This window comes from Nocardia acidivorans NBRC 108247 (assembly GCF_001625085.1).
Lineage (GTDB): Bacteria > Actinomycetota > Actinomycetes > Mycobacteriales > Mycobacteriaceae > Nocardia > Nocardia acidivorans.
On sequence record NZ_BDAW01000055.1, the window covers coordinates 1 to 15,346 of the forward strand.

General features: G+C 62.8%; 11 protein-coding genes, 1 tRNA gene and 2 pseudogenes. 7 read left to right on the top strand and 7 right to left on the bottom strand.

Annotated features, from left to right (window positions below; genetic code table 11):
* Window positions 1–406: 406 nt before the first annotated feature.
* The 3 genes and pseudogenes from NA10_RS35980 to NA10_RS39740 all read right to left on the bottom strand — a co-directional run bounded on the left by NA10_RS35980 (window position 407) and on the right by NA10_RS39740 (window position 4,040).
* The gene (locus tag NA10_RS35980; protein WP_169812646.1) at window positions 407–2,812 is read right to left on the bottom strand and encodes an HsdM family class I SAM-dependent methyltransferase; all 2,406 of its coding nucleotides are present in this window, start codon (window positions 2,810–2,812) and stop codon (window positions 407–409) included.
* A 365-nt stretch (window positions 2,813–3,177) separates the two neighbouring features.
* Window positions 3,178–3,546, bottom strand: a pseudogene (locus NA10_RS39735) (IS3 family transposase); the annotation flags it as partial.
* A gap of 134 nt (window positions 3,547–3,680) precedes the next feature.
* A complete protein-coding gene (locus tag NA10_RS39740; RefSeq protein ID WP_444980063.1) occupies window positions 3,681–4,040 on the bottom strand; it encodes a transposase in 360 nt (119 codons plus the stop codon).
* A 506-nt stretch (window positions 4,041–4,546) separates the two neighbouring features.
* Here NA10_RS39740 and NA10_RS25825 point away from each other — a divergent pair.
* The 4 genes from NA10_RS25825 to NA10_RS25835 all read left to right on the top strand — a co-directional run bounded on the left by NA10_RS25825 (window position 4,547) and on the right by NA10_RS25835 (window position 8,758).
* Window positions 4,547–5,104 (top strand): hypothetical protein, encoded by a 558-nt coding sequence (locus NA10_RS25825; protein ID WP_067572419.1) that lies wholly within the window; start codon window positions 4,547–4,549, stop codon window positions 5,102–5,104.
* 115 nt (window positions 5,105–5,219) lie between these two features.
* A complete protein-coding gene (locus NA10_RS39605) occupies window positions 5,220–5,558 on the top strand; it encodes a hypothetical protein (RefSeq protein WP_373862423.1) in 339 nt (112 codons plus the stop codon).
* A 1,641-nt stretch (window positions 5,559–7,199) separates the two neighbouring features.
* On the top strand, window positions 7,200–7,430 hold the full coding sequence (locus NA10_RS25830; RefSeq protein WP_067572421.1) for a helix-turn-helix domain-containing protein: 231 nt from the start codon (window positions 7,200–7,202) through the stop codon (window positions 7,428–7,430).
* Window positions 7,427–8,758: a site-specific integrase gene (locus NA10_RS25835; RefSeq protein ID WP_067572423.1), complete on the top strand. Its 1,332-nt coding sequence runs from the start codon at window positions 7,427–7,429 to the stop codon at window positions 8,756–8,758. The genes NA10_RS25830 and NA10_RS25835 overlap by 4 nt, the downstream gene beginning before the upstream one ends.
* 88 nt (window positions 8,759–8,846) lie before the next feature.
* Here the strand turns inward: NA10_RS25835 and NA10_RS25840 are convergent.
* Window positions 8,847–8,920 (bottom strand) — tRNA-Met (locus tag NA10_RS25840).
* 522 nt (window positions 8,921–9,442) lie between these two features.
* On the opposite strand from NA10_RS25840, the gene NA10_RS25845 reads away from it, so the two are divergent.
* Window positions 9,443–9,982, top strand: coding sequence for a transglycosylase family protein (locus NA10_RS25845; RefSeq protein ID WP_067572425.1), 540 nt, complete (start codon window positions 9,443–9,445; stop codon window positions 9,980–9,982).
* A gap of 92 nt (window positions 9,983–10,074) precedes the next feature.
* Here the strand turns inward: NA10_RS25845 and NA10_RS25850 are convergent, their stop codons facing one another.
* Window positions 10,075–10,437, bottom strand: a complete 363-nt coding sequence (locus NA10_RS25850; protein WP_067572427.1) for a Rossmann-fold NAD(P)-binding domain-containing protein — start codon at window positions 10,435–10,437, stop codon at window positions 10,075–10,077.
* A gap of 298 nt (window positions 10,438–10,735) precedes the next feature.
* Between NA10_RS25850 and NA10_RS39610 the strand changes: the two are divergent.
* Window positions 10,736–10,858, top strand: a pseudogene (locus tag NA10_RS39610) (hypothetical protein); the annotation flags it as partial.
* A 142-nt stretch (window positions 10,859–11,000) separates the two neighbouring features.
* On the opposite strand, the gene NA10_RS25860 reads toward NA10_RS39610, so the two are convergent.
* Both NA10_RS25860 and NA10_RS25865 read right to left on the bottom strand, forming a co-directional pair.
* Window positions 11,001–11,333 (bottom strand): putative quinol monooxygenase, encoded by a 333-nt coding sequence (locus NA10_RS25860; RefSeq protein WP_067572431.1) that lies wholly within the window; start codon window positions 11,331–11,333, stop codon window positions 11,001–11,003.
* Window positions 11,334–11,436: 103 nt separating this feature from the next.
* Window positions 11,437–14,454 (bottom strand): UPF0182 family protein, encoded by a 3,018-nt coding sequence (locus NA10_RS25865; protein ID WP_067572433.1) that lies wholly within the window; start codon window positions 14,452–14,454, stop codon window positions 11,437–11,439.
* A gap of 175 nt (window positions 14,455–14,629) precedes the next feature.
* On the opposite strand from NA10_RS25865, the gene NA10_RS25870 reads away from it, so the two are divergent.
* Window positions 14,630–15,232, top strand: a complete 603-nt coding sequence (locus NA10_RS25870) for a PPA1309 family protein (RefSeq protein ID WP_067572435.1) — start codon at window positions 14,630–14,632, stop codon at window positions 15,230–15,232.
* Window positions 15,233–15,346 lie beyond the last annotated feature (114 nt).

Below are 15,346 nucleotides of genomic sequence, written 5' to 3' on the forward strand. Positions count from 1 at the left end.
CCATTATTCGAAGAGCGCTGACAAACTCGCTTGGAACCACCGGAATGACCTCCCTTTCAGGACTTACACATGCTCGGTGTGCGGTGGGCGTCGTATCCAGTCAGGCACATCCGGCGCGGCGCCTATCTACGGGCCGCTCAGCCGCAGAGGCGGCCTCGGCTGTCGATCCGCAGATGCTGATCCGTCCCCAAATTCTGTCAACAAGCACAGTGTGACACCCGCAAAAGCGGGTCATCGCCTGCAGGGTCCTCTGCACACGAGGACCCGCCGTTGACCCTGAAGGATCAAGAAAACAACATCGAGAGCTGGCCAACCGCGAAACAGCCGCTGCGGGCTGCGACCATCCTGGCGTAGACATCCGCAGGGGCGTGCTGAACCGGTTGACCGGAGAGTTCGAGAGTCGGTGTCATCCCAGCAACAACGCGCCGAACTCGTCACGGAATCTCTCCGCGTCGTCTTCCATTTCAGCTCCTGCCCCGTACTGGTAGCTGACCAGACGAACGCGAGCGCCTTCGATGCGGTTGTAGAAGTAGCTTGTGTACTGACCATTCTGCGGAGCCGCACGGAGTTGAACGAACTGGAGAAGGCGCAGCGGAGACTGCGATTCGTTTCGCACCAGGTACAGCTCGCCGTCGAGCATGGCATCACCCACTCGGAATTCCCTTGTGACAAAAGGTGATCGGGTGCCGACTGCGACCTCTGCCGCTTGGATGTACCCGTCGTGTCCGCGCTTGGCGCTTCCGGCGCAAACGAGCAGCAGCTGGGTCCAGACGCTACCGAGTGTCTGGCGAAGCTCACGAAGGTCTGAGATCAGGGAATCAACTTGCGCACGCCGCTCCTCCTCAGACGTATGCCCTCCATGGCCGCGCCAGCGGTTGCGCTTGACATTCAATTCTTTGAACTTCTTGACGAGGTCCTTCGATATCAGCCGCTCGATCGCGGGTTCGGTGAGGTCACCGAACGCGGCGCGAATGCGCGCGACTTCGTCCGCGTCGCCGCTTTCAAGAGTGCGACGTAGGTTCTTGGAAATCGTCTCCAGGATGACCACCCAGGTTCCGAACGAGGCTCGATCGATGCCGATGCGCTGATCATGCAGCGCGTTACGGATGCTGGCTTCGATCTCGGCGCTTTTGCCCGGATCACTCCTGATGGCAGACAACAGTACGGTGGCGTGAAAAGTCACGAGGGCCTCCCAAGCATGGAGGTACGACTGCAGCTTATCTCCGAGCGATGTAGCGGTCTCAGCGGTCCACAGCGCTGACGCGACGGGGAATGGAAGTTGCTCGAACCATAGGGTGAGCGAGTCGTCAAAGGCGCTCGCGATCTTGCTCACCACCTCTTCTGCCTTCTCTGGAGATACCCAGACGCCTTCTCGCTGGCTGTCTAACGCGGCTTGAAAAGAGGCCAGGCGCTCGTCCACCGAAGCGAGCTCAAGCTGCACCGCCTTTCCAGGCACAGGGACAATGAGTTCGTCAGCCCAGCGCATTAGCGTACTTGCGTCTGACCGCAGCGCGATGATGTAGCTACCCGAGCTGCTGGCGTCGATCGCCCGTCGACGGCTCACGATTCCTTGCTCCGAGTTGAGCCATGCCGCCAAGAAACCCGGTTGAGCGAGATCGCCATCGAGCCGAATCGAGAGGACCCGACCGCCTAACTCACCGTCGGGTATCTCGACTGTGACTCTCCCCTGTCGAGTTGTCGGGATGAACAAGTCCCCCACACGGGCGCCATCGGTCTCCTTGATAGCTTCGGGTTCTGTCGCGAGTAGGCAGCTCAGCCGTCGACTCGGCCATCCCTTCGCCCGCATGTCCTCCTCTAGGTCGCGCGAGTTTCCTCTGAAGATGCGGCTGGGGTCCAGATCGAAGGTCTCGCGTGGCTCCCCGTCGATCGAAACATCGGAACTTGGACCGTAGCGAGAATTCACGAACTGGGTGTCTATTGCCATGTTGTTGAACGTTGTGAGACGCCATGTGAGCCGATGCCCTTCGCTGGAGCGCCGCGACAGCGGGGCGTCCCTGCGAATGAACTGCCGGAGATCGACAAGACGGTTGCGGGGCCCCTGCCTTCCTGTCCTCAGACCCGACTCCAGCTCCATCAATGCTGAGGATGGGATCGTCCGATACCCATCTTCGGTGGTGAACTGGGTCCGCAGATCGGCGATCAGCGCCTTCCCTTGCATGGCGTCCACGGCCCTGTTGGTGAAGGTCAGGAGATACAGTGGGATGGACGTGTTCGGTGCTAGCCCCTCGGGCAGCCGCGTCACCGACTCAAGCAAACCGGTTTCCAACAACCGTCGTCTCACACCAGCGCTGTCGCCACTCGCGCTCAACGCGCCGGAGTGGACCAGAGCCGCGACTCGCCCTCCCCCCTCTGCAGCTGGACGCAGTTTCTCCAGCGCTAACGAGATGAAGAGCCACGTGCTGTCGGAGCGCTGCGGGAGGCCGAACCGGAATGCACCCTCTCTCCGACGGAACTCGACCGCCTCAGCCGAACTCGCCCAGGTCTGTCCCCACGGCGCATCGACGATGACCAAATCGGCTGCGAAGTCCTCGAACTCATCGCGCTCGAGCGTGTTCCCGACTACGACCTCGACATCGGGAACGCCTCCAAAGACGTGCCGACTCGTCGCCACCGCAGCCGCGCTGATGTCCTGGCCGCGGTAACGGACCTGTATTCCGGCGGACCGTAGCGCTTCGACAAGCAGAAGGCCTGCGAATCCTGAACCTGCGGCAGGGTCCCAAACATCAATGGATCTGAGCCTCGGATCGAGGCGGCTCAGACAACCCACAGCAAGAGCACGCGCCAAAGACACGCTCGTCCTATGCTCTAGATCAACCGAGGCCTGACCTCCACTTAGGTATGGTGCGCTCTCGAGGGGCCAAAGAACAGCTCGCACTGCCGGGTGGGGGTCTTTCATGACCAGTCCTCATTCTCGGGTCCGTAATGCAGTGAAGATGTTGCTACCTGACACGTCGACGCACCGAACCAGTCGAGTATCCATTGCGACTCAGGTCAGTTCGACGGATTCGCGCTCCGCGTGTATTGGCATCAATAGAGCGCACTTGAGTCGGCTGAAGTCAGCTGCAGTGTGCATAACGCGTACACGGCGTGTCCGCGTTCTCGTAGATGCTGCAACTGCCGCCAGACATCACTGAACTGCCTCGCGATACGCGCCGGAATGCGGCGGGCATAGGCATCGATCACGAACGCGACATACACCCACCCCGACCAGGTCCGGACATAGGTTATGTCCGCTACCCACAACCGATTCGGTGCCGCGGGCGCGAATCTTCGTTGCACCAGATCCGCCGGCCGCGCCGCGGCCGGATCGGCGATCGTGGTGCGTTTGACCCGCCCACGCACCGCCCCACGCAGTCCCAGCTCGCGCATCAACCGCTCCACCGTGCAACGCGCGACCCGGATCCGTTGCCGATTCAGTTGCAGCCACACCTTTCTCGCGCCGTAGACGCCGAAGTTCTGCGTGTGCACTCGTGTGATCTCCGCTTTCAGTTCCTCGTCGCGCTGCTCCCGTTCGGTCGGGATCCGGTGGCGGTGTTCGTAATAGGTCGATGGGGCGATCTTCACGCCCAACTCGGTGAGTACGGCGCAGATCGACTCGACACCCCATCGCAGGCCACCGTTCTCACGATGGCCCTGATGTTCGCTGATATACCTGACGGTCAGCGCTGTGGCCGGTCCAGTTCGGCCGCGAAGAAAACCGACGCCGATTTCAGAATTGCGTTGGCGCGCTTGAGTTCTGCGTTCTCTCGCCGCAGCCGTTTGAGCTCGTCGGATTCCTCGGTCGTGACACCCGGGCGAGCACCCACATCGACCTGCCCCTGCCGCACCCACTTGCGGACTGTTTCCGGTGTCCCGACACCCAGCAGTTCGGCGACCGCTCGCATCGCGGCCCACTCCGACTCGCGCTGCTCCCTGATCTCGGCATACATCCGCACGGCCCGCTCACGCAGCTCGACCGGGTACTTCTTCCTCGACGACACAGCTTCATCCTTCACAGAAGATGAAGTCCCCGGACTCACCGGGGGACTCACTGCCGCTGCCGAATTGATTGAACTGTTTCGGATTGTGCATCCACGTGACGAACGCCCAACAGACTGGGTCATCAACCACATCACTTCGGATGAGACCAGCACGCCTGAGGTTGCCGCGCTCTTGAAGGAGCTGCGAACGGGCGGAAAGACGGATCAGGCGTGGGTACTTGCCGAGCAAGCCGCAGCCACTGTCGTCACCAGTGACCCCGCTGAACTCGCACAGCTGCTGAAAGAGCTGCGGGAGGGCGGGTGGACCGACCAGGAACGAGTACTAGCAGAGCGAGCGGTCTCCCTCGCCGATATCTACCGCCACCCGTACAGCAATCACGGAGCTGTTCTCGGAGCTGCGGGACGGCGGATGGACCGACCAAGCAGGAGAACTGGTCGAGCGCGCCTTATCCCCCGACATCTTTCACGGCCCCGATAGCCCGGTTGGCACCGCAGCCCTGCTGGACGAGCTATATGAGGGAAACTGGATTGACAAGGCACAAGAATTGTTCAACCACGCTATTTCCAACTCCGTCTATATACGCGATCCTGCTGTCTTCGTATGGCTGCTTGAGGTATTGCGGGAGCAAGGGTTGACCGACCTGGCTCGAATCCCTGTTGAGCATGCCATCGCTGAGGCCGATCTCGGCGAGCCATTTGGTGTCGTGCAGATGTTGGAGGCGCTGCTGGATGGCGAGTGGATCGACCAGGCACAGTCGATGGCCGAGCGCGCCGTACCCGTAGTCGACCTCTTCGATTCGATCGGCATTGCCTGGCTGCTGAAGGTTTTGCGGGAGCGTGGTTTGACCGACCAAGCACTACGACTGGCCGAGCGTGCCGTGTCCGCTACCCCTTCCTACGAACTAGTCGACGCCGTAGAGCTGGTCCAGGAATTGCGTGACGGAGGGTGGACCGAACAAACGGAGAAGTTGAATACCCGCCTTCCCGCAGTCGGCAGCTTCGATCTCTTTCTGGGAAATATCGCAAACCCGGAGGACTTCCGGTTCGGAAGGGAGGCCGATGGCACCGGTGCCCCCGGCTGGACTTGGGATGACCTGTTCTGACCCGCCGCTGATCATCTGCGAAGTAGGGCCTTGATTTATATGACACAAAGAAGTGAAACTGCAAGACACGCTCTATCAATGCGTCGAATTTCGCCAACTCAAGCTGAGGTAGCCGATGATAGAAATTCACCATCCTATATTTTTATATGCAAAATGTGAACGATATCGAGTGTGGCTGTATCGATCTCCGTTATTAAAAGATCACCATCCACTTTTCTTACCTGTACGAGAACACATCAAGTCCAATCGATTGGTGCTGACTGTTTCCGAAACATTCAAGGACGAAGGGATGATGTTCGGTTCAGGAATTTGCGAAGTCTACTTGCCTCCCGACAAGCGGGGTGAAATATTCAACGAGTGGGAACTCTCCGACGAAGCTGACATGAAATCTAACGCATGCCCAATCTGCGATCACAGGCATGATTCCGATACACCTCATTTGTTAACCAGCTAAAAATACGGCGCGGATTGTGCGGCACTTCACTCATTTGAACGCTAGCCTTCAAAAGTAGGCGAGATCCAGATTGACACAGTGGTTCGACATGCGAATCGGTACAACATATTTAAAAATGAAATCACCGACGGCGGGCTAGCCGATGTTGACCCAGCCTCATGATGCCTGGCCCGGGCTCGGATCGCCGCGCGGAGCTGCCGCACTCGCACGTCAGCGCTCCAGCCACGATGGTTTGTCACCCGTGGGTGACAAACCATCGTGGCTGGAGCCGACGGCTGCCGCTCTCAGTGGCGCAGGGCAGTTGGCCCTACCATCGGGTGAATCTGTTCAGGGCCCGTTCAGCTTTCACCGAACTATTCGCTTCGACGAGACCGCCACCACCTCATCACGGCGCTGACCGTCAACACGCCACCAATACCGGTTCCGACACCAATTGTGAGCATTGAAGCACCGACGAGCAGAACGATTGAGAGCAGAGCCAGGGCCAAGCAGACAATCAGCCCTGCCGGGATGAAGAGTTTTCGTGCTCGACGAGTTCGGTCGTCGCTGTCGAGTACCCAGCACACGACGGCCATTGGCGACTCATGACGTTCCATCAGACGTGCGGATCGAGGTGAGTGGTTGCGCGTCGAACGGCGCGGAACTTGAGTATCAGGCGATGAGGGCACAGGCTCTCCAGGGAAGTAATTCCTCGGCTCCCTGGTCGATCGATCGCCTGTCCCGATCGACGTGGTCGCCGCTTACTCCCGCCGGTGGCGGGCAATTCTCCCTGGCTCTCATGAGTGACTACGGGCGGTCCTGGCGAACCGGTGCTCCACCCACACCCCGCATCAGACGATCGACGCGCTTACTCCAAGTCAGTTTACCCGGCCATGTGCCCGCTCGCTATCGCTCTGCTAATGGGGTCGCAGGCGGCGGCGAATACCGTCCGCGATATAGGTGACGGTCACGTCCATCCCGTGTCCATGACAGCTGCAACCGTCCGCCCACATTCCAGTCATGCTCCCACCGCCGCAGGTTGGCCTCAGTGGCGTTGCCGTTGAAAGCTTGGGCCAACGGGTTTGTCTCGATACAGAAGCCGCGTAATCCCTCGGCGGTGTCCACGCACATCCATAGAGACCACCGGTAGGCGCCCTCGGTGGTGAGTTGAGGATTCCCGTTCGCATCCAATCGCCAGACCACGTATGGGGTGGTCAGAATGCGCCCCACGTAGTCGACACCCGGCTTCGGGAACCTCCACGGAGCAAGCGTGTGGGGATCAAACAGGATATCCGTCTCGGGGCTGCTCATCATTCGTCCTCAGTGGATTGGCTGATCGTTCAACGATGAACACCCAGCATGGCTCAGGATGCTTCGAGATGCAGACCGTCGGCCTTGTGTATTGACCGCGGCACCTGCCGGGGCCCACACCACGCACCGCGCGTTCGCCGCAGCAACTTCGAGCACCGCGCCCCTTGATGTCCAACTGTGACCATCCGGCGCGGCAATTTTCGGGAGCTTTGCTGCCAGTACAGGGTGCCCAGGTTCGAGAACCCGATCCGTGCACGAGGCGCTTGACCCAACGAACGCACGAGAGGGTCCATATCCCGTCGTACCGCACCGGTACCTAGCCGATCATGCACCCGACCGAAGGATGCGACCATGCCCGACCGTGAACCGGATACCACCCATCGTAATCACTGGGACACGCTTCCGTTATTGCTGTCTGTCCCCAGAGCCGCTGTGCTGCTTGGGATCAGCCGCTCCGCGGGCTACCGGCTCGCCGAGTCGGGCGAACTACCGACCAAGCGCATGGGCGGACGGGTCTACATCATCACTGCCCGCCTACAGGCGATGCTCGAACTTGAGGACCGCGGGGAGGCTGCCGCGTGAAGCAGGGGCACGTTCGCAAGCGTGGCAAGACCTGGTACTACCAGTTTCGGCTCCCGGGGAAGGACCCCGACGGCAAACCTGTCTTCGACTCCAAGGGTGGGTTCGCCACCGAAAAGGCGGCATGGGCAGCGTGCCGCGATGCGATCACGGCGGTCGAGCAGAACAAGCACGTGAAACGCTCCAAAATCACCGTTCGCGAGTTCTTCGTCGAGGAATGGCTGCCCGCGATCAAGATGGTCGTCGACGCCACCACCTACGACAACTGGCAAGCGTTCGTCCACGCCTACATCGTCCCGCGCCTCGGTCGCGGCGAGCTGCAGCACCTCACCGCGCCGACGCTGGTGAAGTTCTACGCCCAACTACTGATCGACGGACGCATCAAGCCCGACAACAACATTCGCATGTACAAACACTGGACCACACAGCGACAGCGCGGCCATGAACCCACGCCACGGCAGATAGCCGAGGCATGCGGTGTCACCATCCACGCGGCCCGTTCCGCCGTCCGTCGTTACAAGGCCGGGCGGATACCGAAGCCCAAACCCGCTGGCCTCGAGAAGAAGACCGTCCGCAACATCCACATCACCATCCACCGTGCGCTGGCCGACGCCGTGGCCTGGAAACATCTCATCGACAACCCCGCCGCCAATGCCAAGCCACCCCGTGCGACCCGTTCCCGGCGGCCGGTGTGGACGCCCGACCAGGCCATCCAGTTCATGGACAGTGTCAGTTTCGACCGCTTCTACGCTCTATTTCGACTGGAGCTGACCACCGGACTACGACGCGCCGAGATCTGCGGAATACGTTGGCCCTCCTTAAATCTCGACGCGGGAACTCTGTCCGTACACGAGGGCCGGGTCGTCGTCGCCGGGCGCGCACAAGACGCTCAGGTCAAAACCGAGGATTCCGCACGGCTGATCGCACTCGATCAGGAGACCGTCACCGCGTTGCGCGTATGGAAGTTGATCCAGGACACCGAACGAGCGCTCTACGGCGACGACTTCCGTGACACCGACCTAGTCTTCACCTACGAGGACGGCCGCCCCGTCCACCCGGATTCCATCCGAGAACGGTTCAAACGGCTCGCCGCGCGCGCTGGGCTGCCCGAGATCCGCTTCTACGACCTCCGCCACACCTACATCACAGCATCGCTGCTGGCCGGAGTTAGCCCGAAGGTGGTCAGCCAACGCGCGGGCCACGCAGACGTCGCCTTCACCATGAAGACGTACCAGCACATCCTGCCCGGCATGGACGAACACGCCGCCGATCTCGCCGCCACCTATATGCTGGGACGCCGCGAAACCCCTGCGACGACACCACATCCATGACACTGAGTTTGGCTAATGATGCCAAACGTGATGCCAAATGAATGCGAAAACGGCCCGGAACCAGTAGGTTCCGGGCCGTTCTGCCTAGTAGCGGGGACAGGATTTGAACCTGCGACCTCTGGGTTATGAGCCCAGCGAGCTACCGAGCTGCTCCACCCCGCGTCGGTGAACACAACATTACACACGGGCTGTCGTCAGCGCCAAATCGGCTGGTCACGGCGGTTTCCGTGGGTTACGGGTTCGATCTTGGCGGGCGGTCCGACCATCCGGACGGTTGTGAACCGGAGGGTAGGAACCGAAAAACCTCCGCCTTGACGGCCTTCCTGCGCGCGTCTCCCACTGAAACGCGCCCGAAACGTGACGGGAGTCACATTTTCGCAGTGAGTTGAATCACATCACGGGCATATAACAGACCGATCGGGATATCGAATTCCAGCATAGCCAACCTGCATGAAGGCCATTTTTCGGGTTATTCGCTTCATGCAATTCTTAAGTTATCAAGACGTGATCTGTCGAGATTTCCTCGTTATCGTCAGTCTCGGCCCGGATCAAACCCGTGACGGGCACCGCACCGAACCGCCGCACTCCCGAAACCCTGCCCCGCGGTTTGGTACCCAGAGCTCCTGGGGGCAGGGCACGGCTGGGCAATCGGCCGGGTGGGTGGGCGCAGGGAGGGAAAACACCATGAAACAGAACCGGAAGATCAACTCTCGCACCCTCGGCCTCGTGGCCGTCACGGGCGCTCTTGTTGCCGTCCCGTTCGGCTTCACCGCGACAGCCTCGGCAGCACCCGCTCACAACTGGGACGGCGTCGCCCAGTGCGAGAGCGGCGGCAACTGGGGAATCAACACCGGCAACGGCTACTACGGCGGCCTGCAGTTCTCGCAGAGCACCTGGGCCGCCAACGGCGGCACCGGCACCGCCAGCAACGCCTCCAAGGCCGAGCAGATCCGCGTCGCGGAGAACGTGCTCGCCTCCCAGGGCGTCGGCGCCTGGCCCGTCTGCGGCCAGTACCTGCGCGCGGGAACCTCCGAGCCGGAGCCGGTCGTCGAACCGGAGCCCGTCGCACCAGTCGCGCCCGCCCCGCTTCCCACCGACAAGCAGGCCATCATCGATCAGGCCAGAGATGTCGCCGGCGGCCTCGCCCAGCAGTTCGGCGTCCAGGATCAGTACCACCAGGTGCTGGATCAGAACGCCGCCCTCATCGAGTCCTGGGGCCGCTGAGATCCGCACTCCTTCCCCGTATCGGAAGTGGCGAGAGGCGCTGCCGTCCATGACGACGGCGGCGCCTTTTGCTGTCGCGCGGGCGGATTCGATCAGTGAAGGAACTCCGCGCGATGCGCGATCGCCCATTCGCGGAAGTCGCGCGGCGGACGCCCGGTCACCTGTTCGACGGTGGGGTGCACCACCACGGTGAAGGACTCCAGCGCTGTCGCACGCAGCGCGGTGATGGCATCGGCGAGCTCCGGTGTGACGCCGAAACTCAGCAGGGCCGAACGGGATTCGGTCGCGGAGATCTCCTCGAACCGCAGCGGGGCGGCCCAGCACCTCGGCCGTATCCCGGTCTGCTCGCCCGGCGAGAACGGCCGCGGACCGCTCAGCGTATAGACCTTTCCGGTATGACACTGGCGCACAAGTGATTCCACCGCGACGGCAGCGATATCGACCGGATCCACCACGGCGATACGGCCCCGACTGAAGGGGTGGCACACACGGTACCCGCGGCGCGGATCCCGGGAATCCGTCGCGCGCCGCTATCGCCGCCTGCGCGAGACGGCCGGACAGCGCGTGATCGGCCTGCCTCTTCCGCGCGCTGCGCACCGATGGCCGGTCCGGATTGGCGCGGCTCACGAACGTCACCGGCTGGTCGCAATCGACTGTGGCACGCAGGATTTCGGATCTGCGCGGCACCGGCGCACTCTACTTCGACATGGAGGTCAACGATCGCGGACTCGGCGTGACTACCCGGGCACTGCTGTGCGCCTCGGTTGCCCGGGGCAATTGGACCGGGTCGCCGAAGCCCTTGCCCAGCATGAGGAATTGGCATACGTCGCCGCCGCCACCGGCAGATCGAATCTGATCGCCGAAGCCCTCTGTCCGGACCCCGCGACCCTGCACCACTACCTCACCCGCGAACTCGGCGCCCTCCACACCCTGGAGACGACCCCCGGTACTGGCCACGGTGAAGTCGGCCGCGCAGCCCGCCCGCACCCGCCGCTCAGCGGGCCGCCGGTGAGATCGGCTACGCCTCGTCGCCGAGGACTCGGGTGTGAACGTGCACGGCATTGCCGTAGCAACCCTCGGGTTGTCCGGCCAGTAGCGGTGGAATCCGCTGGGACACAGCGGCAACCGGCTCCGAACGAGTGGTCGCGTCATGCGCGGGTTTGTCGACCCACAACTGCGTCAGCCAAATGGTGTCCGGATCGTCGAAGGCGGTGTTGACGCTGTAGCCGACCAGTCCACCGCTCTCGCCTCCGGCGCGAAAACCCTGCACCAGCAAGGCGATCAGCTCATCGCGCCGACCCGGCTGCGCGGTCATTCGCCCGAATACACTGAACATCTTCTCGTCGGACATGGTCCGCCTTCCGCTCGATCGCTCCGGCCCGAGCCTACGACGAACGAAGGGCGCTGTCGTCGAGATCGACGGCAGCGCCCTTCATTTCGGCACGGCGGAGCGGTTAGCCGCCGGCCTTCTCGTAGTTCGTCACAGCCGTTTGCAGCTGCTCCAGAGCCTTACCCAGCTGGCCCAGGTCACCCGACTTCTGGGCGTCCTGCACCGCCTTGAGGGCATCGTCCAGCTGTTTGACCGCGGCGTCCTTGCCCGTCGAACCGGTCGGCGGTGGCACCGTCTGGTTGGCGGGCGGTTGCGCACCCTGGTTCGCGGGTGGATTGCTCTGCGGCGGGGCGCCCGGCTGGTTCGGCAGATCCAATGCGGCGGAGGCCAATTCGGGAGCCACCTGGTTCAGCGCCTCCTTGACGGTCGCGCCGTAACCGATCTTGTCGTGGTAGCTGACCAGCACCTTCACCAACTGCGGGAAGGTCGGGGCGTTATTGGCTCCGGCGACACTGCGTTCGAGGTACCACGGCTCCACATAGAGGATGCCGCCGTCGCCCACGGGCAGCGTGAGCAGGTTGCCGTATTTCAGCTTATTGGCACTGCTGCCCGTCAACAGTGTTCGATCGGAGGCGACCGCACTGTTGCCCGTCATCTGGCTGTGCGTCTGACCCGGGCCCTGCGCCGCCGTATCCGGCAATCGCAGCACCGTGAGTTTGCCGTAGTTCTCCGGATCCGAATGCGCCTGGATGTACGCCGACAGATAGTTCCGCTTGTAGCCGACCATCACGCTGGTCAGACTGAACTCGGCCTTACCGGTCTTGGGATCACCGATCAGTACGTAGTACGGCGGCTGATGCGCACCACTGGCCGCACCCTCCTGCGTCGGATCGTTCGGCACCGACCAGAAGGCGTTGTTGGTGAAGAACTCGCGCGGATCATCCACGTGGTACTTCGCCAGCATCTCGCGCTGCACCTTGAAAAGGTCCTCCGGATAACGGAAGTGGTCGCGCAGATCCTTGCTGATGGCGCTCTCGGGCTTCACCGTGCCGGGGAAGACGCTGCTCCACGCCTTGAGCACCGGATCGGTGGAGTCCACCGTGTACAGCGAGACGGTGCCGTCGTACGCGTCGACGGTCGCCTTCACCGAATTACGGATGTAGGAGACCTCCTTGCGCGGCACCACTCGACCGGTGGTCTGGTCGATGCTGTCCTCGACCGCGCCGTCGAGCGAGGTCTTCTGCGCGTACGGGTAGTTGTCGAGGGTGGTGTAGGCATCGACGATCCACAGGATGCGACCGTCCACCACCGCCGGGTAGGCGTCGGTGTCGGCGGTCAGCCACGGTGCGACCTCCTGCACCCGGTCCCGCGGATTGCGATTGAAGATGATCTTCGAATCGGATCCGATGGCACCGGAGAACAGAATGTTCCGCTCGGCGTACTTGGCGGCGAAGGCGAATCGGTTGAACCAGTTGCCGATCGGCACGCCGCCCGAGCCGTTGTAGGTGAATTGCGTTGAATTGGTGTCGTATTCGCGCGGCGGCTGATTGACCCCGCCGACGATGGCGTAATCGGCATCGGTCTTGGAGATCAACTGCCCGAAGTAGATCCGCGGCTGATCGACCTGAATGGCCTGCTGATCCTTGGGCGTTCCGAGATCGCTGACGGTCTTGAGCTCGGTCCCGTTCGGACCGGGCACGGTGAAGACCGGATAGCCGTAACCGCCGCCGCTGCTGTCACTGCCCGCGGTCTGCTGCGCCTGCTTGGGATCGGCGGGCGGTGCGGCATTGACCTTGTTCGCGGGCGAGGCGACGAAACCGTCACCGTGGGTGTACACGGTGTGCCGGTTGATCCAATCCTTCTGGTTGTCCGCCAGGTTCTGCGGCTGCAACTCGCGCGCCGCCACCACGTAGTCGCCGATCTGGTTGTTGATGGTGTAGCGATCGATGGCCAGGGTGTCCGGGAAACCGTAGATGTTCTGCAGCTGATTGCGCTGAATGAAGGTCGGCGCCAACAGGTTCGGATCCAGCAGCCGCACATTGCCGATGGTCTGCTGATCGGCGGCGGTCTGCCCGGGTTCCTTCTGGCTGCCGCCCTTGTAGTCGACGTACTGCACCTTGTCCCCGGTGATGCCGTAGGCGTCTCGGGTGGCGGCGATATTGCGCTGGATATACGCGCTCTCCTTGGTGGCCGCGTTCGGGCGCACCGAGAACTGCTCCACCAGCAGCGGCCACACCGCGCCGACCAGCACCGAGGAGAGCACCAGCAGCGCCGCCGCCATGGCCGGAATCCGCAAGTCGCGCAGGACGACCCCGGCGAAGAACGCCACCGCGCAGATCACCGCGATGGAGAGCAGGATCAGCTTGGCTGGCAGCACCGCGTTGATATCGGTGTACGAACCACCGGTGAAGGTCGGCTCCTTACGGGTGCTCGACAGCAGTGCGTACCGGTCGAACCAGTACGCGATCGCCTTGAGCAGCACGAAGAGTCCGGCCAGCACGGCCAGCTGAACGCGCGCGGCGGGGCTCAGCGTGCCCTCGCGACCCGCCAGGCGCAGACCGCCGAAGACGTAGTGCGTCACCAGATTCGCGAAGAACGCGATCACCACGGCGACGAACAGCCAGTTCAGCACCATCCGGTAGAACGGCAGATCGAAGGTGTAGAAACCGATGTCCAGATGGAACTGCGGATCCCGCACCCCGAACGAACCGCCGTGCAGGAACAGCTGCACCGTCGCCCAGCTGGACTGCGCCACCAGACCCGACAGCAGACCGATCAGCAGCGGAATCCCGATGCCGAACAGCCGCAGTCGGCTCATGACGGTGGTGCGGTAGCGCGCGATCGGATCGCCCGGACCCGAGACCGGGACGAAGACCGGCCGGGAGCGGTACGCCAGCAGCAGTGCGAGCCAGATGATCGCGCCGACGATCACCGCGACCACGAGGAAGAGTAGGAACCGGGTCAGCAGCACCCGGTGGTAGACACCCCGGAAACCGACCTCCCCGAACCACAACCAGTTCGTATAGGCGTCGGTGAGCCGCGGCCCGACCAACAAGAGTGCCGCCAGTACCAGTGCTGTTACCAACAGCACTCGACTGCGACGTGACAGCGAAGGTAAGCCAGTCGGGGGGCGCATGCCCACGATGCCACTCTCCCAGGGTCCGGCAGGCCCGCCGGAAAAACCGGGCGGTGCACCGCAGTCCGATGATGCGAGTTGGTCCCAGGGGACCGTTCGCGCCCCACTCTACGTAAATCGCCCGGGATCCGGCCCAACACCCGGGCTCGAGACTCGGAGATCTCGATGCGAGGATTGCGGGGTGAACCCTGAGCAGTGGGCCGCATCCGCCCTGTACCGGTGCATCCGCGAAGTCGCCGAGTATGCCGACGGCGAGGGCTGGGACCGCCCGCCGCAGATGTTCGCGCTGGTACCGACCGTGGACCTGGTGGCGGCCGAGCCCTCGCTGCTGGATCAGGTGGATGAGAAGGACGCGCTGACTCCGATTGCGCAGGAGCCGTTTCCGGAGGACATCAACGGCGACCATCCCCGTGCGCTCGACGAATTCCTGGCCACCACCAGCTGGCCGCTCGCGGTCGAGGGCTGTGTGCTGGTGCAGCAGATCGTGGTGCTGCCGCCCGATGCCGAACAGACCCTCGATGACGCGATCGAGCCGCTGCTCGCCGATCCCGATGCCGCCGATTCGGCCGCCCGCCAAGCCGCCGTCGAACATCCCGAGCGCCGCGATGCCCGCCTGTTCGTGGGCGTGCTCCGCGACGGCACCTCGCTGTCGCTGCTTCAGGTCCGCCCCGCCGAACACGAGGAAGACCCCTTCGGCGACCTCGACCTGCGCACCGCGCCCAACCTCGCGCCCAACCTGGTCGAGGCCGTGCGCCAGACGCTCGAGAACGAGCCCGAGGACTGAACAGCCTGCGGCTGAAAGCAATTCGCGCCCCACTGCCTGACGGCAGTGGGGTGCGGGGGTAGGTAAGGGGGAGAGCGCGCCCGACACATGGAAATCGGGTCACGCACACACACA